The organism is Thauera sp. WH-1 (genome assembly GCF_047806685.1).
In the GTDB taxonomy this organism is placed as follows: domain Bacteria; phylum Pseudomonadota; class Gammaproteobacteria; order Burkholderiales; family Rhodocyclaceae; genus Thauera.
This window is the reverse complement of sequence record NZ_JBLQGP010000007.1, coordinates 149,383-175,087: the sequence shown is the minus strand read 5'-3', so window position 1 is coordinate 175,087 and position 25,705 is coordinate 149,383. Positions and strand designations below refer to the sequence as shown.

Genomic DNA, 25,705 nt, shown 5'->3' with positions numbered 1-25,705 from the left:
GATGACCATGACGATGAAGGTGAAGATTCTGTATTTTGCCAGCCTGCGCGAAGCCCTCGGCGCGTCTGGCGAGGAGCTGGCCCTGCCCGCCGGCGTCGATACGGTCGGTGCGTTGCGCGCCCACCTGGCCGCACGCGGCGAGGCCTGGCAGGCGATGGCGGGTGGCCGCAACCTGCGGGCGGCGGTGAATCAGCGCATGGCGGGCCTCGAGGCCGCGATCGCGGCCGGCGACGAAGTGGCCTTCTTCCCGCCGGTGACCGGAGGCTGAAGCATGAGCGCGCGCAATGAAGTGAGCGTTCAGGAGGAAGACTTCGATGTCGGTGCCGAGATCGCGGGCCTTGGCGAGGGGCGGCGTGATGTCGGTGCGGTGGCCAGCTTTGTCGGTCTGGTGCGCGACGTCAACGACGGCAGCGGCGTGTCGGCGATGACGCTGGAGCATTATCCGGGCATGACCGAGCGCGCCCTCGAGGACATCGTTGCCGACGCGCGTCGTCGCTGGTCGGTGCTGGGCGCCCGCGTCATTCATCGCTACGGCCGGCTCGAGCCGGCCGACCGCATCGTGTTCGTCGGCATCGCGAGTGCCCACCGCGGTGATGCATTCGCGGCCTGCGAATTCATCATGGACTACCTCAAGACGCGTGCGCCATTCTGGAAGCGGGAGGAGACGCCGCAGGGTGCGCGCTGGGTCGATGCACGCGAGGCCGATGACTCGGCCGCGGCGCGTTGGGAGGGAGCGGAGCAGGGCGCCCTCGGCACGGACAAGGGCATCGTCGAGAGCTGGGACGAGGTCGAGCAGCGACGCTGAGGCCGCGCGCAGCCAGTGACGAAAACGGCGCCTTGCGGCGCCGTTCTTGCAGATCGGGCGTGGCCCGAGACGGGCTGCTTACTTGCGGCCCTTGCTGCCCTGCTGGGTGAAGGCCTGGAAGGCTTCGGTCGAGGCGCGGGTCATCTGCTCGAAGGCGGCGCGGGTCGTGTCCATCGCCGTCTGCATCGCGCCGAGGGCGTTCTGGTCCGAGATCGGCATGCCCTTGAACATCTTCTGCATCGCCTCGAACATGTCGGTGCTGCCGCTGGTGAGCTGCTCGCCCACGAGCTTGCCGAACTCGGCCTGCGTGGTGGCGGAGATCTCGGCGATCTCACGGGCACACGCGAGCATCTTCTCGGTCGTGCTCTGCGCGTACTGCGCACGCAGTTCCATCATGCCTTTCGGGTCCTTGACGGTCGACAGCGCCTTGGCGTTCTCGACGCCTTCCTCGAACAGGCGCTTGGCGGTATTGACCTGGATTTCCATGATGCGCTGCGAGTTCTCGATCGACATCTGGGCCAGACGCATGGCGGCCTCGAGGTTCTTCTTCTGAAGTTCGTTGAACTGGTCTTGTTTGGTAGCCATAAGCAATCTCCACTCGCGCGACATTGGATTGATTAGAAGGTGGCGAGGCGTCCATTGCGCAATGCCGTGCCGATCTCCAATGCGACCGGCCGGCCGCGCCCTATCCCTGCGCCTCAGTCGCGACAATAGCACAGGCGCGCCGCGGCATCGGTTTCGGGCAAAGACAAAGACGCGAAACAGGGCGCCCGTGTTGCGTCGCGGAAACAATGCGCCGATGGCGGGGGGCGTCAGCGGATGCGGGCGCGGTTGTCAAGATTCCGGTCAGGGTCGCCGGGGGCATCGGCCGCGTGCAGCGGGAACCAGGTCTCGAGTTCGTGGCCCACGGCGTCGATCGCCGCCTCGAGCCCGGACTCCAGTCGCCCGCCCCGGCAGGCGGCGCCGAGCGGCTCGACGATGGCGTGCCAGTGCGCCGCATCGACGTGGCGCGCGAGGCCGCGGTCGGCGACGATCTCGATCAGGTGCTCGGCAAGCTGAACGTAGATCAGCACCCCATTGTTGTATTCGGTATCCCACACGCGCTGCTTGCCAAACACGGTGATTGCGCGGTCGCGAACGATGTCGCCGATCGCTTCGCCGTGACGCAGGTTGCGCCACAGGTAGCGCAGCGGCAGGCTGGCCTCGACGCACAGGCAGATCTGTCCGCTGTGGCGTCGCTCGCTCGCGCTCACACGTTGTTCGAGGCGATCGAGGCCGTCTTCGCCGAGTGCGCGGAAGGCGTCGTCGGCGTCCAGCCAGAGGTGGCGGGCGAGGCGGCTCAGGGCTTCCAGGCTCAGGACGCTCATCTACCAGCCCCCCGAGGCGCCGCCGCCACCGAAACTGCCGCCACCGCCCGAGCGAAAGCCTCCGCCGCCGCGCCCGCCGCCGCCCCGGCCACCGCCCCAGATCACCGGGCCGCTGCCGCGATGAAAGCCCCCGCTACCGCCGCCACGGCCGCCGGCACCGGTGGCGAGCACCAGCGCAAACACCGCGGCGATGACGCCGGCGATGCCCGCCAGCACGAGACTACCGGTGATGAGCTTGGCCACCACGCCGATGGCGCCGCCGGTGGCGATGGCGCCGAGTTTGCGGCCGAGCACGCCGATCAGGATGGAACCCAGCACTGGAACGGCGACGAAGAGGAAGGCGGCCAGATCCTCGAAGGCGAAATCGCCGCCGGTGTCCTGGCGGGCAGGCAGCGGCAGCTCCTCGCCGCGGATGAGGGCCATCAGGCCTTCGACACCGGCATCGAGCCCGCCGGCAAAGTCGCCGGTGCGAAAGGCTGGGGTGATCAGGCGATCGATGATGCGGTAGGCCGCGAGGTCGGGGACGGCGCCTTCGAGGGCACGTGCGACCTCGATGCGCACCTTGCGGTCGTCCTTGGCGACGATGAGCAGGATGCCGTCGCCGATCTCGGAGCGGCCGATCTTCCAGGTGTCGGCCACGCGCCACGCATAGGCCGCGATGTCCTCGGGGGCGGTGGTCGGCAGCAGCAGGACGACGATCTGGCTGCCGCGTTCGGCCTCGAAGGCGGCGAGCTTGCCCTCGAGTGCGCGCAGCTGGCTCGGATCCAGGGTCGCGCTGCGGTCGATCACCCGCGCCTGCAGTTCGGGCACCGGCTGCAGGTTCTGCGCCAGGGCCGCCGCCTGGACCAGCAGCGCCAGTGCGGGCAGCAGCAACAGCGCCAGCAGCCGATGCCAGCCGGCGCTGCGCCGCCGCGCCGCGGTCAAGGGTGCCGGCACGCCGGCAGGGTGGGGCGCAGCAGGCGAGGCGGGCAGCAGCGCCACCGTGAGGCCTGCGGACAGCGCGCTCACCGCGGTCAGCGCGCGCCGCCGCTGCCCTGGCCGCCGAAGTCCACGCGGGGCGGCGCAGCGATGTCGGCCTCGTTGGCGACCGTGAAGCCCGCCTTCGGCCTGTAGCCGAACACCATCGCGGTCAGGTTGGTGGGAAAGCTGCGCGCGAGCACGTTGTAGGCCTGCACCGACTCGATGTAGCGGTTGCGGGCCACGGTGACCCGGTTCTCGGTGCCTTCGAGCTGCACGCGAAGGTCCTGAAAGCCCTGGTTGGCGCGCAGGTTGGGGTAGTTCTCCGACACCGCGAGCAGGCGCGACAAGGCGCTGCCGAGCTGGCCCTGAGCTTGCTGGAAGCGCTCCATCGCCAGCGGATCATCGAGCATCTCGGGGGTGAGCTGTATCGCGGTCGCACGCGAGCGTGCCTCGATCACCCGGGTCAGGGTCTCCTGCTCGAAGTTCGCCTCGCCCTTGACCGTCTCCACCAGGTTCGGGATCAGGTCCGCGCGGCGCTGGTACTGGTTCAGGACCTCGGCCCAGCTGGACTTGGTCTGTTCATCCAGGCGCTGGAAATCGTTGTAGCCGCAGCCGCCCAGCAGCAGGCTGGCGCTGAGCACGGCAACGGCGCTGAAGTGACGCGCGCCGGTGTTGCGCTTTGCGGGGGGCGTCGTTGAACGTGCGGGCGTGGTGGCGGCAAGCATGGTGTGACTCCCTGGTCTGTTGATGCTGGCGTCGTCGAACTGTACCAGTGCGCGACCGTCACGGGGCCTGGCGGCCGAGCCCGAATTCTTGTTTTTCCTCAAGGCGGGCGCATTCCGGCCTGAATAGGATTCACCTCGCTGCGAGTCCGGCCGCAGGTCATGTCCGGATCCCAACCGATGGAAGAGATCACGATGTTCCAGAATGATGTTCACCCCTTCGATGCGCGTGGCGTCGCCAAGCGCTTCCGCCATGCGGCGATCTTCGGCGCCCTCGAGTCCCTGGAGGACGGCGAGGTCATGCGTTTCGTCAATGACCACGACCCCGTGCCTCTGCTGGGCCAGATCCAGCAGCGCTATGGCAACCAGGTCGGCATCAACTACGTCGCCCGCGAGCCGGGCAACATCGTCATCGATTTCACCATCCAGCTCGGCGCGCCCGCTGCAGCCGGCATTCCGGCCGCAGCGGCGGCAACGGGTAGCTGCGGCGGTGGCGGCCACGGCTGCGGCTGCTCGAGCAGCTAAGGCTTGCGGTACTTGCGGAAGATCGCGCGCGCATCGGCCTGCGCGCGCTCCAGCGTGCAGATCGACGGATCGTCGTCGTGCCCGCTGAAGAAGTCGTCGGCCTGGGCGGCCATCACCAGCTTGATGGCCGCCTCCTCACTCTGGTCGTAGCGCTCGTAGAGCAGGGTGGCGACCTCGTCGAGGTGCTGTTCGTAGCTCATCGGCATCGCGCGTTCTCCCTCAGCGCATCGTCACGAATTCTTCCGCACTGGTCGGGTGGATCGCGATCGTGTCGTCGAAATCCGCCTTGCGCGCCCCCATCTTCACCGCCACCGCAAAGCCCTGCAGCATCTCGTCGGCGCCGTCGCCGATGACGTGGGCGCCGACGATGCGCTCCTCGGGGCCGGCACACACCAGCTTCATCGCGGTCTTCGGCCGATGTTCGGTGAGGGCGTGATACATGCCGGTGAAGCGCGTCGTGTACACCTTGACGTCCGCGAGCCGGCTGCGGGCCTCGTCCTCGGTCAGTCCCACGGTGCCGATCGGCGGATGGCTGAAGATGACCGTCGGAATGGTGTCGTAGTCGAGCCGGCTGTCAGGCTGGTTCAGAAACAGTCGGGCCGCCAGCCGCCGCCCGGCGGCGATGGCCACCGGGGTCAGCTCGGCACGGCCAGTGATGTCGCCGATGGCGTAGATGCCGGGCACGGTGGTGTTCTGGAAGGCATCGGTGGCGATCACGCCCTTGTCGTCAGCGGCGAGACCGGCCGCCTCCAGTCGGAGCGCGCCGGTGTTCGCCCGGCGGCCGGTCGCCCACACGAGTGCGTCCACCTCCAGCATACCGCCATCGCCGCAATCGAGGCGGAGCGTGCCGTCGGCCTGGCGGCTGACACCCCGTAACTGGGTGCCGAAGTGCAGGCGCACGCCGTCCTCCTGCATCTGTGCCATCAGCTCGTCGCGCAGCATGGCGTCGAACGGCCGCAGCAGATGGGGCCCGCGCACGAGCATGCTGACCTCGCTGCCCAGGCCGTTGAACACGCCGGCCAGTTCGACCGCGATGTAGCCCGCACCGACCACGGCGACGCGGCGGGGCTGCTGTTCGAGCGCAAAGAAGCCGTCCGAGTCGATGCCCAGTTCGGCGCCCGGGATGTCGGGCACCAGCGGCCTGCCGCCGGTGGCAATGACGATGTGCGGGGCGCTGAAGCGCTCGCCGTCGACCTCGATCGTGCGGGGGTCCACGAAGCGGGCAAAGCCGCGCACGACATCGACGCCGGCCTTGTCGAGCATGCTGGCGTAGATGCCGTTCAGTCGCGTGATGTAGGCATCACGGTGCGCCTTCAGGGTGTTCCAGTCGAAATGCACCTCCCCCATGCTGAAACCGTAGCCGGGCGCGTCGCGCAGGGTCTGCGCGATGCCCGCAGCGTACCACATCACCTTCTTGGGCACGCAGCCCACATTGACGCAGGTGCCGCCGAGTCGGCCCGCCTCCACCACCAGCGCGCGGGCGCCGTATTCCGCCGCACGCCGTGCCGTCGCCACGCCGCCGCTGCCGCCGCCGATGGCGATGTAGTCGTAGTTCTTCATTGCTCACTCCGATCCTGTTGCGTCCGTGAAGCAGATCCCCTCGCCGGGCAGGGGTTCGCCAACGGCCGCATTTTCGCCCGGCTGCGCCGGTCTGGGGGCGTGATTTGGCGGCGGCGGGCGAGGGGCTCGCACGGCCTTGTCACCATCCTGGTCAAAGAGAATAAAAAGATAACTTTATATTCTTTTGAGATCTTTAAGGCCTCGGTTAAGGTGCTGCGATCTGAATTCTGCACCGCAACACCGAATCATGCCCCTTCCCGAAAGTGTTCATGCACTGATCGTCGGCGTCGTGTTGATCGGTCTGTTCGTCACTTTCGTGCGCGAATGGGTCAAGCCCGACGTCGCCGTCATTGCGGCGGTCGCGCTGCTGCTGGCGCTCGGCCTGCTCACGCCCGCGAAGGTGCTGAGCGTGTTCAGCAACAGCGCGCCGATCACCATCGTCTGCCTGTTCATCATCAGCGGCGCGCTCGGGCGCACCGGCTGCGTGGATCGACTCGGAGAATGGATCGGCAATCTCGCCGGCCACAGCGAGCGCCGCCTTCTCATTGCAATGCTGCTGGTCGGGGTGACGGTGTCGCCCTTCATCAACAACACGCCGGTGGTGATGGTGATGATTCCGGCCGTGATCGCCATGGCCGGACGCTTCGCGGTGGCGCCCTCGCGCCTGCTGATTCCCCTGTCCTACGCCACCATCCTCGGCGGCATGGTCACCATGGTCGGCACCTCGACCAACATCCTGGTCGACGGCGTTGCCCGCGACATGGGGCTGGCGCCCTTCTCGATGTTCGAGATCTCCGCGCCGGCGCTGGTGATGGCCTTGATCGGCTGCGCCTTCATGGCCGTTTTCGCGCAGCGCTTCCTGCCCGTGCGCGAGACCCTGACCCAGCAGTTCAGCGGCAGCAGTGACCGGCTGTTCATGACCGAGCTGTTCGTGCCCGAGAACTCGCGCCTGGCCGGTCGCACGCTCAAGGAGGCGCGGCTGTCGAACGGTGTCATCAAGGTGCTGAAGCTGTTCCGTGGCGAGGACGAGCTGTCGGCGCCGGCGCCGGAGACCCGCCTCGAGGTGGGCGACCGCCTGATCGTGCATACGCGCAGTAGCGCGATGGTGGACCTGCGCAGCACCGACCTCGTCGGACTCCGCGTGCACAGTCCGCCGGCGGCCGACCCGCATGACCTCGAGACCCTGCGCCGGCGCGACGTGGTGATCGTCGAAGCCCTGGTCGGGCAGACCTCGCGCTACGTGCAGCGCCCGATCCGCGACCTGGACCTCGCGGCGCGCTATGGCATCCATCTCATCGCCGTGCATCGCCGCAATGCCTCGATCCCGGATGTGGGCGACGACTTCCAGCTCCAGTTTGGCGACGTGTTGCTGGTCGAAGGCACGCCGACGCAGATCAAGCGCTTCTGCGACAACGGCGACCTGTTCGCGATCACCGACGGCAAGGTCAGCGCCACCCGCAGCACCAAGGCACCGGTCGCGCTCGCCACCATCGCCGGCGTGATGCTGCTGGCGGCCTTCAACGTAATGCCGATCGAGGGGCTGGCCATCATCGGCGCGGCGGTGGTGCTGATCACCGGCTGCATCCGCGCCGATGAGGCCTACAAGGCCGTGGAGTGGCCGATCATCGTGCTCATCTTCGGCATGCTCGCGATCAGCATCGCGATGCGTGACTCGGGGCTCGCGGCCCTGCTGGCGGGCAGCCTGGTGACGGTCGGGGAGGGACTGTCGCCGTGGATGATGCTCTCGCTGGTGATCCTGATGACCTCGATCGCCACCGAGTTCATCAGCAACAACGCGGTGGCGGTGCTGTTTACGCCGGTGGTCATCGGCGTTGCCCAGCACCTGGGGGTGGATCCGCGCCCCTTCGTGGTGGGGGTGATGTTCGCCGCGAGCGCGAGCTTCGCCACCCCGATCGGCTACCAGACCAATACGCTGGTCTACAGCGCGGGCAACTACCGCTTCGCCGACTTTGCCCGCCTCGGCATCCCGATGAACCTCATCGTGTGGGCCACGACCAGCGTGCTGATTCCGCTGTTCTGGCCGCTGCGCGCGCTGTGAGCGCGAGCGCTCACAGCGCCTGCTCGATGGCTTTCAGCACTTCCGGGGCGTCGGGCTTCACCCGGCTCGGGAAGGACGCGACGACGCGGCCGTTGCGGTCGATCACGTACTTGTGGAAATTCCAGCGCGGTGCCGAGGACTGGCGCGCGATCTCGCGGAACAGCGGATGGGCCTTGTCGCCGGTCACCGAGATCGGCGCGAACATGTCGAAGCTGACGCCGAAGTTGGTGAAGCAGACTTCGGCCGTCTCGGCCTCGTCGTCCGCCTCCTGGCGGAAGTCGTCGGACGGGAAGCCCGCCACCTTCAGTCCTCTGTCCTTGAATCTCTGGTGCACCGCCTCGAGCTCTCGGAACTGGCCGGTGAAGCCGCAATGGCTTGCGGTATTGACGACGAGCACCGCTTGCCCGCCGAAGCGCGCGGCCAGATCGACCACCTCGTCCGAATGCAGGCGCCGCATTTCATGGCCGAACATCGGACTGGCTGACGCCTCCTGATCGGCAAGCGCGGGGGCGCACAGCGCCGCCATGGCGGCAGGCAGAAACAGGCGGCGGAAGGTCTCGTGCAGCATGGTTTCATCTCCGGTTGGGGTGCCAGATAGACCACGGCCTGTGCTGCCGGTTCGCCCGCTCAGGCGATGCGGAAGCTGCCCACCGTCTGTGACAGTTCGCGCGCGGCATGCTCGAGGGTGTCCACCTCGCCGGCGACGAAACTTGCCGCAGCCTCGGTCTCGTCGGCGAGGCCGGCCACCGAGTCGACCGCCGCCGCAATGTGTCGCGCAGCGATGCTCTGCTCACCGAGACTGGCCGCGATCGCCCCAAATACCTGCTCGACACGGCTCGCGTCTTCGGTGATGCGCCCGATCGATGCACCCGCCTCGGCGGCGAGCTCGGTGCCCTTGCCGACGCGCTCGACGGCCGACTCGATGTTGGCCAGCGCCTGCGCCTTGCTCGCCTGGATGTCGTCGATCATGCTGGCGATCTCCTCGGTCGCGGCCGCGGTGCGTTCGGCGAGCTTGCGCACCTCGTCGGCGACGACCGCGAAGCCGCGGCCCTGTTCGCCGGCCCGCGCGGCCTCGATGGCGGCATTGAGGGCGAGCAGATTGGTCTGGCCAGCGATGTCCTTGATCAGGCCGACGACTTCGGCGACGCGGTCGGACTGGTTGCCCAGTTCCTCGACACTGTCGGCCGAATGCTGGATGGTGCCGGCGATGCCCGTGATCTGGTCGATTGCCGCCTGTACGATGCCGGCGCCGTTGCGCGCCGAGGCCCCCGACTCGGCGGCCAGGGTGCGCGCCTGCTCGGCATCGCTCGCGAGGCGGGCCATCTCGTTGGTGAGGGCGTCGACCGAGGCCGAGATGTCGCTGGTGGCGCCGCGCTGCTGGCGCATGCGTTCGGCGGCGACGCCCGAATGATGATCGAGCGCCTGCGCGCTGCTGGCGACCGCCTGCGCCTCGCGGTTGAAGCGCTCGAGCGTGGCGGCCAGCTTGCCCTGCATGTCGATGACCGAACGCAGCAGGCTGGAGTCGCTCGCATGCTTGTCGAGCGGGCGCAGGTCGCCTTCGCCGATCCGTACCGCGAACTCGCCGACCCGCGCGGCCTCGATGGCCTCGCGCTCCAGGCGCAGTGCCATGTACATCAGCATGCTGGCCTGCACCACGACGTAGGCCGCGTGCCCGAACACCCGCATCAGCGACGGACCGCTGTCGAACACATAGACGCCCCAGTTGAGGGCCTGCAGGGTGTTGAATGCAAGGTGATGGACCGCGATCAGCAGGGCGGCGAGCAGGATGGGGCGCCAGTCGCGGTAGTAGAGCAGGAAGGCGAGCAGCACGAAGATTCCGAAGTGAGCCTCGATCACGCCGCCGAACTGCTGGATCGTCAGCGCGGAGAACACCATGAAGGCCGCCGCGATCGCGCACCGCGACAGCAATGAGCCAGGGGCGAGCGAAGCCAGTGCGCTCGGCACCAGCAAGGCGGGCAGGCCGACGGCGATGCCGACCAGCCAGCTGTCGGTGTAGGCGGCGATGCCCAGCGTCAGGAGGAAATGCGCGCCGAGGAAGGCGAGCATCAGACGGTCGGCGGCAGCACGAAAGCTGTGCAGGACGTCGGGAGAGTCGGAGTGCGTGGACATGAGGATTTCCTGGATTGGGTCGTGTGCCGTTTCAGCGCACGATGCACGCATCGGCGGGCGGTGCGGTGAGGGCATGCCAGCCCAGCACCGCGCCGCTGTAGGCGATCCAGAACGCGAGTGCGACCCAGGCCAGGCGGCGGCGAACGACGCCGCCTGGCGCCGCCTGAGGGCGGTCGGGCCGGTGTCGATTCGAGGCGTGCTGCGTTCCAGCGCTAAACATGTCCGGCTTGAACGGCAGGCCCTGGCGAAACTTTAGGCGCTGAACGGCGGCGGGGCCGTCGGCGATCGAGGTCCCCGATCCGGAGCCGCGATCGCATCGACCCCCATGGCCGTGCCGATGGCGATAGGCTTGCTCTAGAGCAGCGCGACCGCGTCCTTCTCGCCACGCTCATAGACGACGTTCGCACGGCCCACCAGCAAGGGGTCGAGTGCGCCGATGCGGTCGAGGTCCTTGCTGGTGTAGGGCAGCCGGTGCAGCACGTAACGCAGGGCGTTGAGACGCGCGCGCTTCTTGCAGTCCGACTTCACCACCGTCCACGGCGAATCGGCGGTGTCGGTGTAGAAGAACATGGCCTCCTTGGCCTTGGTGTAGTCGTCCCACTTGTCCAGTGATGCGAGGTCGATGGGCGACAGCTTCCACTGCTTGAGCGGATGCGATTCGCGCTCCTGGAAGCGGCGCCGCTGCTCCTCGCGGCTCACCGAGAACCAGAACTTGATCAACTGGATGCCGCTGCGCACGAGGTTGCGCTCGAACTCCGGCACCTGGCGCATGAACTCGTTGTACTCGTCCGGCGAGCAGAAGCCCATCACGCGCTCGACACCGGCGCGGTTGTACCACGAGCGGTCGAACAGCACGATCTCGCCGGCGGTGGGCAGGTGCTGGATGTAGCGCTGGAAATACCACTGGCCGCGTTCCTGTTCCGAGGGCTTCTCGAGTGCGACCACGCGCGCGCCGCGCGGGTTGAGGTGTTCCATGAAGCGCTTGATGGTGCCGCCCTTGCCGGCCGCGTCGCGGCCTTCGAACAGGATCACCACGCGCTGGCCGGTTTCCTTGACCCAGGCCTGCAGCTTGAGCAGTTCGACCTGCAGGCGGTACTTCTGCTTCTCGTAGGCCTTGCGCGACATCAGGTTGCGGTAGGGGTAGCCGCCCTGGCGCCAGTCTTCGGCGAGCTCGTCGTCGGGGTGGGCGTCGGCTGCCGGCGTGCCACCGTCGGCGCGCATCAGGGCGCGCCGCAATGCATGGATGTCGTCCGGCGAGGCCCCGGCAAGGATCGCCTCGAGCGCGCGCGTGGCCTGTTTCGGGTCGCGCTGCACGGCGGTCTTCAGGATGTCCGTCACCGCGGTGAGTTTCGAGTCTTCTGCCGCTTCGGTCGCCTGCTCGATCTCGAACGCCTCGATTGCGGCCTTGGTCAGCGCTGGCGCAGTGTCGCCCTCGCTGACCTTGCGCACCGAGGGTCTGCGCCTGGGTTTGGCCGGCGCGGACGCGGCGGGCTTGTCCGAGGCGTATTTGTCGGGGGTGTGCACCGGGTCCTTCTGGTCCATGTGAATCCTCCTCTTACTATCTTGACATTCTATTCCTCACTGCCTGGTCACGGGTGTGGCAGGTTTGTCGGGCAATGAACGCTAGAATTGCGCCTCTTTCGCCATCCGGACCCGCGGCTGCCGTGCCGCGCCTGCTTCCATGCCGCTGACCCCCCAAGCCCGCTCCCTGCTCGACATGGCCTATCGTGTCGGCGCGCCGCGTTTTCACGACCTGGGCGAGGCCCAGGCGCGGCACTCGTTTCACAAGCTCCAGTTCGCGTTTCGCCCCGAGCCGCCGCCGGTGGCGTCCACGCTGGAGGTGCCCATGGCGCGGCCCGATGGCAGCGCGCTGCTTGGCCGCCTGTACCGACCGCTGTCCAGCCATGCAGAGGACCGCCTGCCGCTGCTGATCTACTTTCATGGCGGCGGCTGGTGTGTGGGCGACGTTCCCAGTTATGACGTGCTGTGCCGGCAACTGGCGAATGCGTCCGCCTGCGCGGTGCTGTCGGTCGAGTATCGGCTGGCGCCCGAGCATCCCTTTCCGGCGGCGGTGAACGATGCCGCGTTCGCCTTCGATTGGGCCGTCGAGCAGGCCGACCTGCTGGCCATCGACGCAGAGGCCATCGCCCTTGGTGGTGACAGCGCAGGTGGCAATCTGTCCATCGTCACCGCGCTCGCGTTGCGCGGCCAGGCGGTCCAGCCCGGCATGCTGTTGCTGATCTACCCGAGCACCGAGATCATCAGCACGCGCGCCTCGCGCGAGCGCTATGCCGACGGCTTCTTCCTCGATCGCGGCACGCTCGAGTGGTTCTTCGCGCGTTACCTGCCGGAGGGCAACACCGAGGACTGGCGGGCTTCGCCGATGCGCGCGGCCTCACTGGCCGGCTTGCCGCCGATGCTGCTGGTGAGCGCCGAGTTCGATCCGCTCGTCGATGACTGCGCCGCCTTTGCAGAGCGTGTGCGCGCGGAGGGTGGGGTGGTCGACTACGTCGAGATTCCCGGCGTGGTGCATGGCTTTCTCACCCTCGGCAAGGTCTTCCCCGAGGCCGGTGAGGTGATCGAGATGGCGGCACGAACGCTGCGCCGCCATCTGCTGCCGGGCGCCGGCTGAGCCTTGCGGATTGCGGCGGGGCTTCAGCCGCACACGGCGGCGATCATCTCCTGGCGCATCTCACGCGCCGCGGTCATCAACGCCCGAAAGGCGTCCTGGTCGAGGTCGCCGAGGCTGGCCTCGAGCAGCTCGGGGCGTCGCTGCACACCGAGCAGGGTGTCGAAGGGGTTGGGGGTCTCGGCCGCGAGGGTGGCGATGAAGATGACGTCGCCGAGCGCGGCCGGCGGCCATTCGGTGTGCGCGGTCGGGTCGGCCGCGCAGGCGTCCACGACGAGCTCGGGCAGGTCGAAGGCCTCCATCACGGCATTTCGCACGGGCTCGTCCCACAGCGAGACCACCTCGGCGAAGCGGTTCATGTTGCCTTCGATCGCCGGATAGCGCGCGGCACGGGCGAGCAGGTAGAACTGGCCGACATTCAGCATCAGGCCCGCAAGCAGGGCCGCGTCCGGTGTGTCGCGCTTGAGGTGGCGGGCAAAGGCGTAGGCCCAGGCGGCGACGTCGATGGAGTGCATCCACAGGCCGGTGGCGACCAGGCGCATCTGGCGCGAGCGGTGGTCACGCGCGAGCTGTTCGGCGGCGACCGCGTAGGCCAGGCAGCGCAGGGTGGATAGCCCGATGCGGCCAATGGCGTCGTCGACGCTGTTGATCTCGCCGCGGTAGGGGTTCAGCAGCAAGGTGTTGGCCATGCGGATGACCTTGGCCGCCAGCACCGGCTCGGTCTTGACCACGTGGGCAATGGCCGACAGCGAACTCTCGGGGTCGTCCGCGAGCTTCTTGATGCGCAGGGACAGGTCGAACACCGTCGGGAAGCTCAACACCCCGTCACGCAGTTCTTCCTCGATCTGCTGCGCGAAAGCCTCGGTCTGCGTTTCGAATTCTTCCATGTCGGGGTCGGTTCCTGCGAAGTTCGGTGGCGGTGTGCTCAGGCCGCGGCGGGCGAGATCGGCGCCTAGTCTAGCGGGCCCGCCATCGGCCGGGGCGTGCATATCCCACGGTCGCGCTCCGGTTCAGGGCTGGGTCAGACGCGCGCGTCCGTTCTCCAGTCCCTCGACCTGGGCCAGGGTGGCGACCGGCACGCCAAGCGCCTCGATTGCCGCATGCCCCTGCTTGAAGCGCTTCTCGACGATGAAGCTGGCGCACAGCACCTCGGCGCCGGCCTCGCGCGCCATCTCGATCAGCGCCACGGCGGTGCGGCCATTGGACAGGAAGTCGTCCACGATGACGACGCGATCGCTGCCCATGATGTAGCGCTGCGACAGCACCAGCTTGGTCTCGCCCCCTTTGGTCGGCGACGGGATCACACGGGAGATCGCCGGTGACTCGACCTGAGGGGCGTACTTCTTCGCATACACCAGGGGTACGCCGAGCGCCTGGGCCACGACCAGCCCGGGGGCAATGCCGCTGGCTTCGGCGGTGAGGATGACGCTGGGCTTGAAGTGGGCGACCCGACGCGCGAGTTCCTGGCCCATCTCGGTGATGAAGCCCGGTTCGATGCGATGGTTGAGGAAGTGGTCGATCTTGAGGATCTGGTCGCCGATGACCGTCGCTTCGGCTTCGATGCGACGCACCAGCGGGGCGTAGGGACGGAGGAGGGCGAGGTCGGCGTCGTTCATGCGCAGGTCCGCAAACAAAAGCGCCCCCGGGGCTCGAGGGCAGAGAGCCGCCATTCTAGCGCAGCAAGCAGATCACGCAGGCGCCCAATCCCGGGGCGCGGCGTCCGGTAGAATCGGCCCTCGATGAGGTCACCGGCAACGGACTCCGCGCCGGCGATCGAGGCCTCCAACCCAAGCGCCTTTACGACCAGTTGATGAACGAAGAAGACTACATGCGCGCCGCCCTCGAGCAGGCGCGCCAGGCCGGCGCCTGCGACGAAGTACCGGTGGGTGCGGTGGTCGTGCTCGATGGCGAGATCGTCGGTCGCGGTTTCAACCAGCCCATCCGTCGCCACGACCCCACCGCCCATGCCGAGGTGATGGCCTTGCGCGACGCTGCCGAGCGCCTGGGCAACTACCGGCTGCCGGGCTGCGAGCTGTACGTCACGCTCGAGCCCTGCGTCATGTGCTCGGGGGCGATCATGCACGCGCGCATCGCCCGCGTCGTGTTCGGTGCCCGCGACCCCAAGACCGGCGTCGCCGGCAGCGTGCTCGACCTGTTTGCCGAGACGCGCCTCAATCACCATGCGCGCATCGAGGGCGGGGTCCTCGCCGAGGAGTGCGGACGCGTGCTGTCGAATTTCTTTGCCGCGCGTCGCGGCCGGACCCTGGTGGCCTGAATGCGCATTCGTGTCGATCTTGCTGTGCAGTGCCTGTCGCTGTTCGGTGACGATGGCGCCTGCATCCGGCGCTACGTCGTGTCCACCGCCGCCAAGGGTGCGGGAGAGCAGAACGGCAGCGAGTGCACGCCGCGCGGCCGCCATCACATCCGCGCCAAGATCGGCGCGGAGGCGCCACGGGGGGCGGTGTTCCGCGGGCGGCGGCCGACCGGGGAGGTCTGGTCCATGCAGTTTGCCGCCGATCACCCGGGGCGCGACTGGGTCCTCAGCCGCATCCTCTGGCTCTGCGGCGACGAGCCCGGCCGCAACCGCGGTGGCAGCGTCGACTCGATGCGCCGCTACATCTACATCCACGGCACGGGCGACGACCAGCCGATGGGCGTGCCGCTGTCGCATGGCTGCATCCGCATGCGCAATCGCGAAGTGATGGAGCTTTTCGCGCTGGTCACAGCCGGCACACCGGTGGAGATCCACGAATGAGCACGACCGGCCTTCCTGCCATCGAGATCCACGACTGGGCGCACGCGGCGCCTTACGCCACGCCGCTGCGTACGCAGGTGTTCGTGCGCGAGCAGAGGGTACCGCTCGAGATCGAACTGGACGCGTTCGACGTGGTGAGCCGCCATGCGCTCGCCTTCGGGCCCGACGGCCGGGTGGTGGGCACCGGCCGGCTGCTGCCCGACGGCCACATTGGTCGCATGGCGGTGGATGCCGGCTGGCGCGGTCGCGGCGTGGGCGGCGCCGTGCTCGAGGCGCTGGTCGCCGAGGCGGTACGGCGCGGCTTCGAGCGGGTGGTGCTCAACGCCCAGGTCCCGGCGCTGGGCTTTTATCGTCGCCACGGCTTCGTCGAGGAGGGGGAGCCCTTCGTCGAGGCCGGCATCCTGCACCGCGCGATGTGGCGCGCGATTGGCCCGATGGAGGGGAAGCATGGCTGAAGGCGAGGCGGGCAGCGGGCTGTTCGTCGCCGAGCACGCCGGATTGCGCTCGCTGCAGTTCGACGGGCTGACCGTGCAGAGCGTGATGCTGCTGTCCGAGCCCGACCTGCTCGCCCTCGATTACACGCGGGCGATGATGGGGTTCCTGTTGTTCAGGCCGGCGCCGGAGCACATCGTCATGATCGGGCTTGGCGGCGGTTCGCTGGCCAAGTACTGCCTGCGCCACCTGCCGCAGACGCGCTTCACCGCGGTGGAGATCAACCCCGAGGTCATCGCCTTGCGCGATCGCTTCGGCGTACCGCCGGACAGCAAACGCTTTCGTGTGGTGTGCGCCGATGGCGCGGATTTCGTGCGCGAGACCGCCGAGGCGGCCGACGTGTTGCTGGTGGACGGTTTCGTTGCCGAAGGCCTGCCCGAGGGCCTCGGCAGCATCGCCTTCTACGCCGACTGCCGGCGCATGCTGGCCCCCGGCGGCGTGCTGGTGACCAACCACTGGGCGGGCGATGTGCGCTACTCCGTGTATGCGGCGCGGCTGCGCGCCGCCTTCGACGATCGGGTGCTCGCGATCGGCGCCGAGGACGGCGACAACCGCGTCAGCTTCGCGAGCAAGGACGGGCACTTTCCGCCCACGCGCAGTGAAGTGCTCGAACGCGCCCGCGCGCTGGCCCCCGGCCAGGGCTTTGACCTCGCCGCGATTGCGCGCCGCGTCGACGAGCGTCTCGTGCGTCAGCGCCGCTTCATGCCCGGCGTGCGACGTGGAAGCGGTGGCTGACCTCGCTGTACAGCTCGCCGTGGCTGTCCCAGGTCCATTCGGTGAAGCGCACGCGACCGTCCTGTCCGATCAGCAACACGCTGCTGCAGCGCGTGCCGTAACCGGGCGCACGGATGAAAGCCGGTGACAGCCAGCGCTCCCATTCCAGGCTGACGCCGGTCTCGGGCAGATGCGGGTCGGGCGCGGGGCGGGGGTCGCACAGCAGGCTGAGCAGGCGCTCGTTGAGGGCGTCCTCCTGCTGCGGCGCTGCCGATGTGCCGGCCGGCAGCGCACGAAGCGCCTCGGCGAGGCCCTGGCGTGCCTTCAGCAGCTTGGGCCAGGGGCTGTCGAGCAGGTGGTTGGAGAGCCCATACACCCCCGGCGCCAGCATGCGCACCCGGCCGGTGGTGCTCTCCAGCACGCCGAGGCTGTCTCCGTCACCGACGAGCAGATTGAAGGCCGCGTAGCGCTCGCTGGTGCCGGCCAGTTGCTGCAGCACCTCGTGTCCGCCCGCTTCGGCACTCAGTGCCTCGCGCACCAGCGCGCCGCGCGAGGGCGCGCCTTCGATGCGGCGGCTGGGGTCGCGATAATTGGTGAGGGCAGCGAAGCGGCCGGTGCGCGCCAGCCCCATCCAGCTGCCGCCCGCCTCGAGGTCGCGGCCGGCGAGCAGGTGGGGCGCATCGGTCCACCAGTGCGCCGGCACTGCGGGCCGCGCGAGGAATTCGTCGCGATTGGCCGCGACCACCAGCGGGTAGTCCGGGTGTGCCCGCCACGCAAAGACGATCAGGCACATGCGCGCCGGCGCCTTGCTTCAGCCGAGCGCATAGGGCAGGGGCAACAGCGCGAGTGCCGGGCCGTCGGGGGCGCCGAGATGCAGATTGCCGGTCTCGGCGCTGCTGCACTGGATCACCGCCAGGGCCTCGCTGCCGCCATCGGCCGTCGGTGCGGTATTCACCAGCTTGCCGGCGGACTGCTCGCCGAAGTCGGGCGCATACACATCCATGCCGGGGGAGGCGGCGGCGCCGGCCGGCAGGGCGACGCGGTACATGCGCTTCTTGAGCTTGCCGAGGTACTGCGTGCGGGCGACGATCTCCTGGCCCGGGTAGCAACCCTTGTGGAAGTTCACGCCGCCGATCAGCTCGTAGTTCAGCATCTGGGCGACGAACTCTTCCTGCGTGGGCGCGGTGATCAGCGGCAGTCCGGCGCGGATCATGCGCAACTGCCAGGCCGCGGTACCCGCCTTGACCGCGCCCTTGGCGAGCAGGGCGTCGTACACCGCCGGCGCCGACTCGGCCGGCACGGCCAGCACATGCGTCTGCGGGTCGAGGCGGATGCAGCGCACACCGGCGGCATTCACCGTCTGCCGCATGTCGGCGGCGGGCAGCTCGATGCCGGCCGCCTGCAGCGCGGCAGCAGTTTCCGGGCCGGCCACGCCGACCAGCGCCAGCGTCGCGCTGGCATCGGACAGCTTGACCTTGCTGCGCAGCACGTACATCGAGAACTTCTTGAGGAAGGCGGGCAGGATGTCGGCCGACAGCGCCATCGCATGGCCTTCGGCCTCCGCCCACATCAGGAAGCTGGCGATCATGCGGCCCTTGGGCGAATTGAAACTGTTCCATTCGGCGGCGTCGGCGGCGAGCTTCTTGACGTCGTTGGAGACCAGGTTGTGCAGGAACTCGGCCGAGTCCGGCCCCACCGAGCGGATCACGCCAAGGTGCAGCAGCGGCACGGCGATCGTGGCTTCGTCGGCGGCGCGCGCCTCGCTGGCCGGGGCGGAGAAGTGCAGGGCGGCATCAGCCAGATTGGCGCCCAGGCGGGCGAGGTGTTCGGTCCAGGCAGTCATAGGTCGGTTGTCGAGTGGGGTTGGAGCGGGAGGCGGGTTGGGGCGGGTGGTGTCGGGGCGGGTTGTCGGTTGTGGGGGTCTCGGGATCGGATGAGGGCAGGTGCAAAAGCCATGTGCGAGGCTGCATGGTGAGGCCCGGCGAAGGGTCCCGCGCACCGAGCTGCTTGCGCGATGCAGTATTATAGGCGCCCGCCGCACACCGGTCGCCCCTGCGGCCGACAGGGCCTTTACACCGTTGCAAGCGTCGATGAAGCGTCTCATCCTCCGCCTTTTCCTGCTGCTGCTCGTGCTTGCCGCCCTCGCCGCCGGCAGCATCGCGTGGTACGCGCATCGTCCGCTCGCGCTGCAGGGGGAAACCGTCGATTTCACCGTGCCACGCGGTGTCGGCATGCGCCAGGCGGCCACGCTCATCGAAAGTGCCGGGGTCGGCGTCGACGCCCGGCTGCTCACCCTGCTGGCGCGCATCACCGGGCGGGCGACCAGCATCAAGGCGGGCAGCTACGAGGTGCACGCCGGCCTCACGCCCTGGCAGCTCATCCTCAAGCTCTCCAGTGGTGACGTCACCATGGGCGAGTTGCTGCTGGTCGAGGGCTGGACGTTCCGCCAGGTGCGGCAAGCACTTGAATCGCACCCCGACCTCGAGCCCGACAGCGCAGGGCTTTCCGATGCCGAGATCCTTGCCCGCATCGGCGCTTCGGAGAAGCACCTCGAAGGCCTGTTCTTCCCTGACACCTACCTGTTCGACAAGCGCTCGGGGGCGCTCGCCTTGTTGCAGCGCGCCTACGAGGCGATGCAGGCCCGGCTCGAGCGCGCCTGGAGCGAGCGCGATCCCGCGGTGCCGCTGGCCTCGCCCTACGAGGCGCTGATCCTTGCCTCGATCATCGAGAAGGAGACCGGTCGGCCGCAGGACCGTGGCCTGGTGGCTTCGGTGTTCGCCAACCGCCTGCGCATCGGCATGCGCCTGCAGACCGATCCGACCGTGATCTACGGCCTCGGACCCGACTTCGACGGTCGCTTGCGTCGCATCCACCTCGACACCGATCACCCGTGGAACACTTATACGCGGGCGGGCTTGCCGCCGACGCCGATCGCGATGCCGGGCGAGGCCTCGCTGCGCGCGGCGCTGCAGCCGGACCAGAGTGAATTCTTCTACTTCGTCTCGCGCGGCGACGGCAGCAGCGAGTTCTCGCGCGACCTCGCCGAACACAACCGCGCGGTCAATCGTTTCATCCGCAACGGCGGCAGCCGATGAGCCTCATGCCGCCGCGCCTGCCCACCGATCTCCAGCCCATGACTGACACCCTGCTCGATCCTGCTGCAGGGCGTGCGCCCTTGCGCGCGCGCTTCATCACCTTCGAAGGCATCGATGGCGCCGGCAAGAGCAGCCAGATCGAGGCGGTGGTGGCGCTCCTGCGCGCCCGCGGCCTGGCCGTCGAGCAGTCGCGCGAGCCGGGCGGCACGCCGCTCGGCGAGCGCCTGCGCGAACTGCTCCTGCACGAGACCATGCACCTCGAGACCGAAGCGATGCTGATGTTCGCGGCCCGGCGCGAGCACCTGGCCACCCGTATCGAGCCGGCACTGGCTGGCGGACGCTGGGTCGTGTGCGATCGCTTCTCGGATGCGACCTTCGCCTATCAGGTCGGCGGCCGCGGGCTGGCGCGGGCCAAGTTCGATGCCCTCGAGCGCTGGGTCCATCCGGGCCTGCAGCCAGACCTGACCCTGCTCTTCGACCTCCCGCCCGCGGTCGCGGCCGCGCGTGTCGCCTCGACCGGCGTCGACCCCGACCGTTTCGAACGCGAGCAGCGCGACTTCTTCGAGCGCGTGCGCGCCGCCTACCTCGAGCGTGCGCAAGCGGCGCCCCAGCGCATCTGCGTCATCGACGCGGCGCGCCCGCCCGCGCTCATCCGCGCCGAGATCGAGCGCATCCTGTGCGAGCGCTTCTTTCCATGATCCAGCCCTGGCTGCAGCCGACCTGGGCGCGCCTGACCGAGCTCGGCGAGCGCCTACCGCACGCCTTGCTCTTCATGGGTCCTGCCGGCCTGGGCAAGCGCGAGCTGGCCGAGGCGCTGGCCGCGCGCCTGCTGTGCGATGCGCCGCGCGCCGACGGCCATGCCTGCGGCCAGTGCGAGCCCTGCGCCTGGCGCCTGGCCGGCAATCATCCCGACCTGTATCACGTGGTGCCGGCCGCCGAGGCGGCGGCTGCCGAGCGCACGGAAGGCGAGGGCGGAGAGGGGGGTGGGAGCGGCGGCGCGCGTGAAGCCGGCGGCAAGGCGGCGTCCGAGCAGATCGTGATCGAGCAGATCCGTGAGCTGCAGGCGGCCCTGAGCGTCACCGGCCACCACAGTGCACGCCGCGTGGTCGTGCTCGACCCCGCCGAAGCGATGAACGTGTTCACCGCCAATGCGCTGCTCAAGCTTCTCGAGGAGCCGCCGGCCGGTTGCGTCTTCCTGCTCGTGTCGTCGGCGCCGCGCCGGCTGCTGCCGACCATCCGCAGCCGCTGCCAGCAGTGGCCGTTCGGCCGTCCCGACGAGGGCGCGCTGGCGCACTGGAAGGCGCACAGCGATGCCGATGTGCAGGCGCTGCTCGCCCTCGGCGGCGGCATGCCGCTGGCGGCCGAACGCCTCGCCCTGGCTGGCGGCGGCGCCTTGCTGGCGCGCTTCGTGCGCGACCTCGGCGGCCTGCAGCCGGCCGAGGTGCTCAAGCTCGCGGCGCAGTGGGAGAGCTGGCTGAAGTCGAAGGAGGCGCTTGCGGCCGGTTTCGGCCTGCCAGAGTTGTGCGACTGGATGCAGCGCTGGGTCAGCGATCTCGCCGCCCTGCGCCTGGGGGGGCAAGTGCGCTTCTTCCCGGCGCAGGAGGGCGTGCTGTCGGCGCTGGCCAGCCGCATGAGCGTGGCCGCGGCGAGCGGCTGCTACAATGAACTCGCCCAGATTCGCAAGGTCTCCCGCCATCCGCTCAACCTGCGCCTGGTTCTCGAGGACATGTTGATGCGCTATGCCCGCGCCACTGCCGGAGCACGAGGATGAACGACACTGCCAGACCCGCGTCGGTGCGCCCCAGCGTGCTGTCGCTCAACATCAACTCGAAGTCCGCGCTCTATGCGGCCTACATGTCCTTCCTGAGCAACGGCGGCATCTTCGTGCCCACGCCCAAGAACTACAAGCTGGGCGACGAGGTCTTCATGCTGCTGCAGTTGATGGACGATGCCACCCGCCACCCGGTCGCCGGTACGGTGGTGTGGGTCACGCCGCACGGCGCACAGGGGGGCAAGACGCAGGGGATCGGCGTGCATTTCTCGGCCGACGAATCGAGCAAGGTGCTGCGCGGGCGCATCGAGCAGATCCTCGCCGGCCACCTCGGCTCGAACCGGCCGACGCATACCCTTTGAGCCATCCCCGCTGACCCATACTCCCTGACCCGCCCCCTCTGACCCTTCATTCATTCCGTCTGGCCCGTTCCGTCTGCTTGATTCCCGCAGCCGTCGGTCGGAGCCACTGGTTCAAGCGCAGCAATGTTCGTTGATTCCCACTGTCACCTCGATTTCCCCGACCTCGCCAGCCGCGAGGACGAAGTGCTCGCCAACATGGCGCGCAATGCCGTTGGCTGCGCGCTGTGCATCAGCGTCAAGCTCGAGGATTTCCCGCGCGTGCGCAGCCTGGCCGAACGCCATGCTCACCTGTGGGCCTCGGTCGGCGTGCACCCCGACAACGATGGCGTCGAGGAGCCGGACGTGGCCCGCCTGGTCGCGCTCGCCGATCATCCCAAGGTGGTCGCGATCGGCGAGACCGGGCTCGACTACTACTGGCAGAAGGATGCACCCGAGTGGCAGCGCGAGCGTTTTCGCACCCATATCCGCGCCGCGCGCGAGACCGGCAAGCCGCTCATCATCCATACCCGCAGCGCCGCCGAGGACACCTTGCGCCTGATGCGCGAGGAGCGGGCGGGCGAGGCGGGCGGCGTCATGCACTGCTTCACCGAGAGCTGGGAGGTGGCGCAAGGGGCGCTGGAGCAGGGCTTCCACATCTCGTTCTCGGGCATCGTCACCTTCCGCAATGCCAAGGAGCTCAAGGAGGTGGCGCGCCGCGTGCCGCTCGATCGCCTGCTGATCGAGACCGACTCACCCTATCTCGCCCCGGTGCCGCACCGTGGCAGGACCAACGAACCCGCATGGGTCGTGCATGTGGCCGAGGAGATCGCCCGCCTGCGCGACGAACCGCTGGAGCGCATCGCGCAGGCCAGCACCGACAACTTCTTCCGCCTCTTCCGCCATGCACAAAGACCTGCCTGACAACCGACTCGCGCCGCTTTCCCTGTCCCTTGCGCGCCGCGCCCTGCTGGCGGGCCTGGTCGCCGCCTGCGGACTGTTGGCGAGCCCGGCGTTCGCCAACAGCTACGAGGACGCGCTGAGCTCGGCACGCCTGGGTGACACGCGCCAGCTCGTCGGTCTGCTCAATCGCGGCATCGACCCCAATACCGTCGACGCCAACGGCAACACCTTGCTGATCCTGGCCGCGCGCGAAGGCCAGCTTGCCACCGTCGAAGCCCTGCTGCAGTACCGGGTGCGCCTCGACTATCGCAACCTCGCCGGCGACTCCGCGCTGATGCTCGCCGTGCTGCGCGGTCACGACGCGGTGGTCGAGGTCCTGCTCAAGGCCGGGGCAGCGGTGAATCATGACGGCTGGGCGCCGCTGCATTACGCGGCCTTCGAGGGGCGCGAGGCGGCGCTCGAGGCCTTGATCGCAAAGGGGGCCGACGTCAATGCGCCGGCGCCGAATCAGGCCACGGCGCTGATGCTGGCCGCGCGCAACGGTCATGTCGGGGTGGTGCGCCGCCTGCTCGCCCTGCCGCAGACCGATCTCAATGCCCTCAACGAGGCGGGCCTGTCGGCCGACGCCTGGGCCTCGCAGAACCGCAACACGGACATCGCCGACCTCATCGCCGCCGAACGCCAGCGCCGCGGCCTGCGCCCGCCAGCGATGAAGGTCACCATCGACTGAAAGCGCCTTGCGCCCGCGGCAGGCCGTGCCTGCGCGGGGCAAGGCGGCGGACTACAGCTGCGCGGCGAGTTCGGTGCCCTGCTTGATCGCGCGCTTGGCGTCGAGCTCGGCGGCGACGTCGGCGCCACCGATGAGGTGCACCCGCATGCCGGCTTCGAGCAGCGCGGCCTGCAGCGCCCGCTGTGGCTCCTGGCCGGTGCACAGGATCACGTTGTCGACCGCCAGCACCGTGTCCTTGCCGCCGATCGTCACATGCAGGCCGGCGTCGTCGATGCGGCGGTAGCTGACGCCGGCAATCATCTTCACGCCACGGTTCTTCAGTGCCGTGCGGTGGATCCAGCCGGTGGTCTTGCCCAGACCTTCGCCAACCTTGCTGGTCTTGCGCTGCAGCAACACGATCTCGCGCGGCGCGGTCTCCAGATGGGGCTTCATGAGGCCGCCGCGGCGCGCGTAGCGGGCGTCGATGCCCCATTCGGCATAGAACTTCGCCGGCTCAAGGCTGGGGCTGACGCCCTCGTGGCTCAGGTATTCCGCGACGTCGAAGCCGATTCCGCCGGCGCCGAGAATCGCCACCCGGCGGCCGACCGGCTTCCTGTCGCGCAGCACGTCCAGGTAGCCGAGCACCTTGGGGTGGTCCACCCCGTCGATGTCGGGTATGCGCGGCACGATGCCGCTGGCGAGCACGACCTCGTCGAAGCGGCCGGCGAGCTCGGCGGCGCCGACGCGGGTGTTCAGCTTCAGCGCGACGCCCGTCTGCTCGATGCGGCGGCCGAAGTAGCGCAGGGTCTCGGCGAACTCTTCCTTGCCCGGGATCTGCATGGCGATGTTGAACTGCCCGCCGATGCGCGCGCCGGCCTCGAACAGCGTGACCTGGTGGCCGCGTTCGGCAGCGGTGGTGGCAAAGGCCAGGCCCGCCGGGCCGGCACCGACCACCGCGATGCTGCGCGGCGCCCTGGTGGGCTCGATCACCAGTTCGGTCTCGTGGCAGGCGCGCGGGTTCACCAGGCAGGAGGTGATCCTGCCGGCGAAGGTGTGGTCCAGGCAGGCCTGGTTGCAGGCGATGCAGGTGTTGATGTCGGCGCCGCGGCCTTCTGCCGCCTTGTTGATGAACTCCGGGTCGGCGAGGAAGGGCCGCGCCATCGACACCATGTCGGCCTTGCCCTCGGCCAGCAGCGCCTCGGCGATCTCGGGCGTGTTGATGCGGTTGGTGGCGATCAGCGGGATGCCGACATGGTCCTTCAACTTCTGCGTCACCCAGGCGAAGCCGGCGCGCGGTACGCAGGTGGCGATGGTGGGGATGCGCGCCTCGTGCCAGCCAATGCCGCTGTTGATCAGCGTGGCGCCGGCGGCCTCGATCGCCTGCGCGAGCTGGACCACTTCCTCGAAGCTGGAGCCGTCCTCGATCAGGTCGAGCATCGACAGCCGGTAGATGATGATGAAGTCGCGCCCGATGCGCTCGCGGGTGCGGCGCACGATCTCGGTGGCGAAGCGGATGCGGTTGGCGTAGGCGCCGCCCCATTCGTCCGTGCGCTTGTTGGTGTGGGCGACGATGAACTCGTTGATCAGGTAGCCCTCGGAACCCATGATCTCGACGCCGTCGTAGCCGCCTTCGCGGGCGAGCTCGGCGCAGCGCACGAAGTCTTCTATGGTGCGCTCGACGTCGGTGGGGGACAGCTCGCGCGGTGCGAAGGGCGCGATTGGCGCCTGGATCGGGCTGGGCGCGACCAGCTCGCGGTGATAGGCGTAGCGGCCGAAGTGCAGGATCTGCATCGCGATCCTGCCCCCTTCGCGATGCACCGCATCGGTGATCACGCGGTGGTGCGCCGCTTCTTCCCGTGTGGTCAGCGTGGCGCCGCCGCTCCACGGCCGCCCCTCGGCGTTGGGTGCGATGCCGCCGGTCACGATGAGCCCGACGCCGCCGCGCACGCGCTCGGCGTAGAAGGCGGCCATGCGCTCGAAGCCCCCTTCGGCCTCTTCCAGGCCGACGTGCATCGAGCCCATCAGGAAGCGGTTGGGCAGGGTGGTGAAACCGAGATCCAGGGGGCGGAACAGGTTCGGGTAGGTGGGCATCGTCTCGCTCGCGTTCTTATTTGATTGGGCATGGCGCAGCGTGCGCCGGCCCCGCGGAGTGTACCCCGCAGGAGCCGGTC

30 protein-coding genes are annotated in these 25,705 nt (G+C 68.8%); 15 read left to right on the top strand and 15 right to left on the bottom strand.

Annotated elements, in window-relative coordinates; translation table 11 throughout:
* Positions 1 to 7 precede the first annotated feature (7 nt).
* On the top strand, positions 8 to 268 hold the full coding sequence (gene moaD, locus ACMV5O_RS09605; protein ID WP_416163259.1) for a molybdopterin converting factor subunit 1: 261 nt from the start codon (positions 8 to 10) through the stop codon (positions 266 to 268).
* Positions 269 to 271: 3 nt separating this feature from the next.
* A complete protein-coding gene (moaE, locus tag ACMV5O_RS09600; RefSeq protein ID WP_416163239.1) occupies positions 272 to 805 on the top strand; it encodes a molybdopterin synthase catalytic subunit MoaE in 534 nt (177 codons plus the stop codon).
* A gap of 78 nt (positions 806 to 883) precedes the next feature.
* Here the strand turns inward: moaE and ACMV5O_RS09595 are convergent, their stop codons facing one another.
* The 4 genes from ACMV5O_RS09595 to ACMV5O_RS09580 all read right to left on the bottom strand — a co-directional run bounded on the left by ACMV5O_RS09595 (position 884) and on the right by ACMV5O_RS09580 (position 3,857).
* Complete coding sequence (locus tag ACMV5O_RS09595; protein ID WP_416163238.1) at positions 884 to 1,390, bottom strand: phasin family protein; 507 nt, start codon at positions 1,388 to 1,390, stop codon at positions 884 to 886.
* A gap of 227 nt (positions 1,391 to 1,617) precedes the next feature.
* Positions 1,618 to 2,172, bottom strand: a complete 555-nt coding sequence (locus ACMV5O_RS09590; RefSeq protein ID WP_416163237.1) for a TPM domain-containing protein — start codon at positions 2,170 to 2,172, stop codon at positions 1,618 to 1,620.
* Positions 2,173 to 3,180, bottom strand: a complete 1,008-nt coding sequence (locus ACMV5O_RS09585; protein ID WP_416163236.1) for a TPM domain-containing protein — start codon at positions 3,178 to 3,180, stop codon at positions 2,173 to 2,175.
* A gap of 5 nt (positions 3,181 to 3,185) precedes the next feature.
* Positions 3,186 to 3,857, bottom strand: a complete 672-nt coding sequence (locus tag ACMV5O_RS09580; RefSeq protein WP_416163235.1) for a LemA family protein — start codon at positions 3,855 to 3,857, stop codon at positions 3,186 to 3,188.
* A gap of 192 nt (positions 3,858 to 4,049) precedes the next feature.
* Between ACMV5O_RS09580 and ACMV5O_RS09575 the strand changes: the two genes are divergently transcribed.
* Positions 4,050 to 4,379, top strand: a complete 330-nt coding sequence (locus ACMV5O_RS09575; RefSeq protein ID WP_416163234.1) for a DUF2249 domain-containing protein — start codon at positions 4,050 to 4,052, stop codon at positions 4,377 to 4,379.
* Here the strand turns inward: ACMV5O_RS09575 and ACMV5O_RS09570 are convergent.
* Complete coding sequence (locus tag ACMV5O_RS09570; protein WP_416163233.1) at positions 4,376 to 4,585, bottom strand: hypothetical protein; 210 nt, start codon at positions 4,583 to 4,585, stop codon at positions 4,376 to 4,378. The two genes, ACMV5O_RS09575 and ACMV5O_RS09570, sit on opposite strands and share 4 nt — an antisense overlap.
* Before the next feature lie 13 nt (positions 4,586 to 4,598).
* Positions 4,599 to 5,939: a glutathione-disulfide reductase gene (gene gorA / locus ACMV5O_RS09565; protein ID WP_416163232.1), complete on the bottom strand. Its 1,341-nt coding sequence runs from the start codon at positions 5,937 to 5,939 to the stop codon at positions 4,599 to 4,601.
* A 247-nt stretch (positions 5,940 to 6,186) separates the two neighbouring features.
* On the opposite strand from gorA, the gene ACMV5O_RS09560 reads away from it, so the two are divergent.
* Entirely contained in the window at positions 6,187 to 7,998 is a 1,812-nt protein-coding gene (locus tag ACMV5O_RS09560) for an SLC13 family permease (RefSeq protein ID WP_416163231.1), read from the top strand.
* Positions 7,999 to 8,008: 10 nt separating this feature from the next.
* On the opposite strand, the gene ACMV5O_RS09555 is transcribed toward ACMV5O_RS09560, so the two are convergent.
* The 4 genes from ACMV5O_RS09555 to ppk2 all read right to left on the bottom strand — a co-directional run bounded on the left by ACMV5O_RS09555 (position 8,009) and on the right by ppk2 (position 11,670).
* Positions 8,009 to 8,566, bottom strand: coding sequence for a glutathione peroxidase (locus ACMV5O_RS09555; protein ID WP_416163230.1), 558 nt, complete (start codon positions 8,564 to 8,566; stop codon positions 8,009 to 8,011).
* Positions 8,567 to 8,625: 59 nt separating this feature from the next.
* Positions 8,626 to 10,128 (bottom strand): methyl-accepting chemotaxis protein, encoded by a 1,503-nt coding sequence (locus ACMV5O_RS09550; protein ID WP_416163229.1) that lies wholly within the window; start codon positions 10,126 to 10,128, stop codon positions 8,626 to 8,628.
* Between the two features lie 31 nt (positions 10,129 to 10,159).
* The gene (locus ACMV5O_RS09545; RefSeq protein ID WP_416163228.1) at positions 10,160 to 10,348 is read right to left on the bottom strand and encodes a hypothetical protein; all 189 of its coding nucleotides are present in this window, start codon (positions 10,346 to 10,348) and stop codon (positions 10,160 to 10,162) included.
* Positions 10,349 to 10,482: 134 nt separating this feature from the next.
* Complete coding sequence (gene ppk2 / locus ACMV5O_RS09540) at positions 10,483 to 11,670, bottom strand: polyphosphate kinase 2 (protein WP_416163227.1); 1,188 nt, start codon at positions 11,668 to 11,670, stop codon at positions 10,483 to 10,485.
* A gap of 139 nt (positions 11,671 to 11,809) precedes the next feature.
* Here ppk2 and ACMV5O_RS09535 point away from each other — a divergent pair, with 139 nt between their 5' ends.
* Positions 11,810 to 12,760: an alpha/beta hydrolase gene (locus ACMV5O_RS09535; protein WP_416163226.1), complete on the top strand. Its 951-nt coding sequence runs from the start codon at positions 11,810 to 11,812 to the stop codon at positions 12,758 to 12,760.
* 23 nt (positions 12,761 to 12,783) lie between these two features.
* On the opposite strand, the gene ACMV5O_RS09530 is transcribed toward ACMV5O_RS09535, so the two are convergent.
* A complete protein-coding gene (locus tag ACMV5O_RS09530) occupies positions 12,784 to 13,644 on the bottom strand; it encodes an HDOD domain-containing protein (protein WP_416163225.1) in 861 nt (286 codons plus the stop codon).
* A gap of 123 nt (positions 13,645 to 13,767) precedes the next feature.
* Entirely contained in the window at positions 13,768 to 14,373 is a 606-nt protein-coding gene (gene xpt, locus ACMV5O_RS09525) for a xanthine phosphoribosyltransferase (RefSeq protein ID WP_416163224.1), read from the bottom strand.
* 194 nt (positions 14,374 to 14,567) lie between these two features.
* Here xpt and tadA point away from each other — a divergent pair, with 194 nt between their 5' ends.
* From tadA to ACMV5O_RS09505, 4 genes are read left to right on the top strand one after another with little or no spacing between them, the layout of a single operon-like run.
* On the top strand, positions 14,568 to 15,032 hold the full coding sequence (gene tadA / locus ACMV5O_RS09520) for a tRNA adenosine(34) deaminase TadA (protein WP_416163223.1): 465 nt from the start codon (positions 14,568 to 14,570) through the stop codon (positions 15,030 to 15,032).
* Complete coding sequence (locus tag ACMV5O_RS09515; protein WP_416163222.1) at positions 15,033 to 15,512, top strand: L,D-transpeptidase family protein; 480 nt, start codon at positions 15,033 to 15,035, stop codon at positions 15,510 to 15,512.
* Positions 15,509 to 15,967: a GNAT family N-acetyltransferase gene (locus ACMV5O_RS09510; protein WP_416163221.1), complete on the top strand. Its 459-nt coding sequence runs from the start codon at positions 15,509 to 15,511 to the stop codon at positions 15,965 to 15,967. The genes ACMV5O_RS09515 and ACMV5O_RS09510 overlap by 4 nt, the downstream gene beginning before the upstream one ends.
* Positions 15,960 to 16,739 carry a methyltransferase domain-containing protein gene (locus tag ACMV5O_RS09505; RefSeq protein WP_416163220.1) on the top strand — a complete coding sequence of 260 codons (780 nt, stop codon included), beginning with the start codon at positions 15,960 to 15,962 and terminating at the stop codon, positions 16,737 to 16,739. The genes ACMV5O_RS09510 and ACMV5O_RS09505 overlap by 8 nt, the downstream gene beginning before the upstream one ends.
* On the opposite strand, the gene ACMV5O_RS09500 is transcribed toward ACMV5O_RS09505, so the two are convergent.
* Both ACMV5O_RS09500 and ACMV5O_RS09495 read right to left on the bottom strand, forming a co-directional pair.
* The gene (locus ACMV5O_RS09500) at positions 16,705 to 17,511 is read right to left on the bottom strand and encodes an NRDE family protein (protein ID WP_416163219.1); all 807 of its coding nucleotides are present in this window, start codon (positions 17,509 to 17,511) and stop codon (positions 16,705 to 16,707) included. The two genes, ACMV5O_RS09505 and ACMV5O_RS09500, sit on opposite strands and share 35 nt — an antisense overlap.
* Positions 17,512 to 17,529: 18 nt before the next feature.
* On the bottom strand, positions 17,530 to 18,561 hold the full coding sequence (locus tag ACMV5O_RS09495; protein WP_416163218.1) for a YgfZ/GcvT domain-containing protein: 1,032 nt from the start codon (positions 18,559 to 18,561) through the stop codon (positions 17,530 to 17,532).
* 247 nt (positions 18,562 to 18,808) lie between these two features.
* Here ACMV5O_RS09495 and mltG point away from each other — a divergent pair, with 247 nt between their 5' ends.
* The 6 genes from mltG to ACMV5O_RS09465 all read left to right on the top strand — a co-directional run bounded on the left by mltG (position 18,809) and on the right by ACMV5O_RS09465 (position 23,555).
* Positions 18,809 to 19,813, top strand: a complete 1,005-nt coding sequence (gene mltG / locus ACMV5O_RS09490) for an endolytic transglycosylase MltG (protein ID WP_416163217.1) — start codon at positions 18,809 to 18,811, stop codon at positions 19,811 to 19,813.
* A 38-nt stretch (positions 19,814 to 19,851) separates the two neighbouring features.
* Positions 19,852 to 20,511, top strand: a complete 660-nt coding sequence (gene tmk / locus ACMV5O_RS09485) for a dTMP kinase (RefSeq protein ID WP_416163216.1) — start codon at positions 19,852 to 19,854, stop codon at positions 20,509 to 20,511.
* A complete protein-coding gene (gene holB, locus ACMV5O_RS09480) occupies positions 20,508 to 21,584 on the top strand; it encodes a DNA polymerase III subunit delta' (protein ID WP_416163215.1) in 1,077 nt (358 codons plus the stop codon). The genes tmk and holB overlap by 4 nt, the downstream gene beginning before the upstream one ends.
* Complete coding sequence (locus tag ACMV5O_RS09475) at positions 21,581 to 21,946, top strand: PilZ domain-containing protein (RefSeq protein ID WP_324540626.1); 366 nt, start codon at positions 21,581 to 21,583, stop codon at positions 21,944 to 21,946. The genes holB and ACMV5O_RS09475 overlap by 4 nt, the downstream gene beginning before the upstream one ends.
* A gap of 123 nt (positions 21,947 to 22,069) precedes the next feature.
* Positions 22,070 to 22,846 carry a TatD family hydrolase gene (locus tag ACMV5O_RS09470; protein ID WP_416163214.1) on the top strand — a complete coding sequence of 259 codons (777 nt, stop codon included), beginning with the start codon at positions 22,070 to 22,072 and terminating at the stop codon, positions 22,844 to 22,846.
* Positions 22,827 to 23,555 carry an ankyrin repeat domain-containing protein gene (locus ACMV5O_RS09465; RefSeq protein WP_416163213.1) on the top strand — a complete coding sequence of 243 codons (729 nt, stop codon included), beginning with the start codon at positions 22,827 to 22,829 and terminating at the stop codon, positions 23,553 to 23,555. Before ACMV5O_RS09470 ends, ACMV5O_RS09465 begins: the two co-directional genes overlap by 20 nt.
* Before the next feature lie 51 nt (positions 23,556 to 23,606).
* Here ACMV5O_RS09465 and ACMV5O_RS09460 read toward each other — a convergent pair whose 3' ends face one another.
* Positions 23,607 to 25,625, bottom strand: coding sequence for an FAD-dependent oxidoreductase (locus ACMV5O_RS09460; protein WP_416163212.1), 2,019 nt, complete (start codon positions 25,623 to 25,625; stop codon positions 23,607 to 23,609).
* Positions 25,626 to 25,705: the final 80 nt, after the last annotated feature.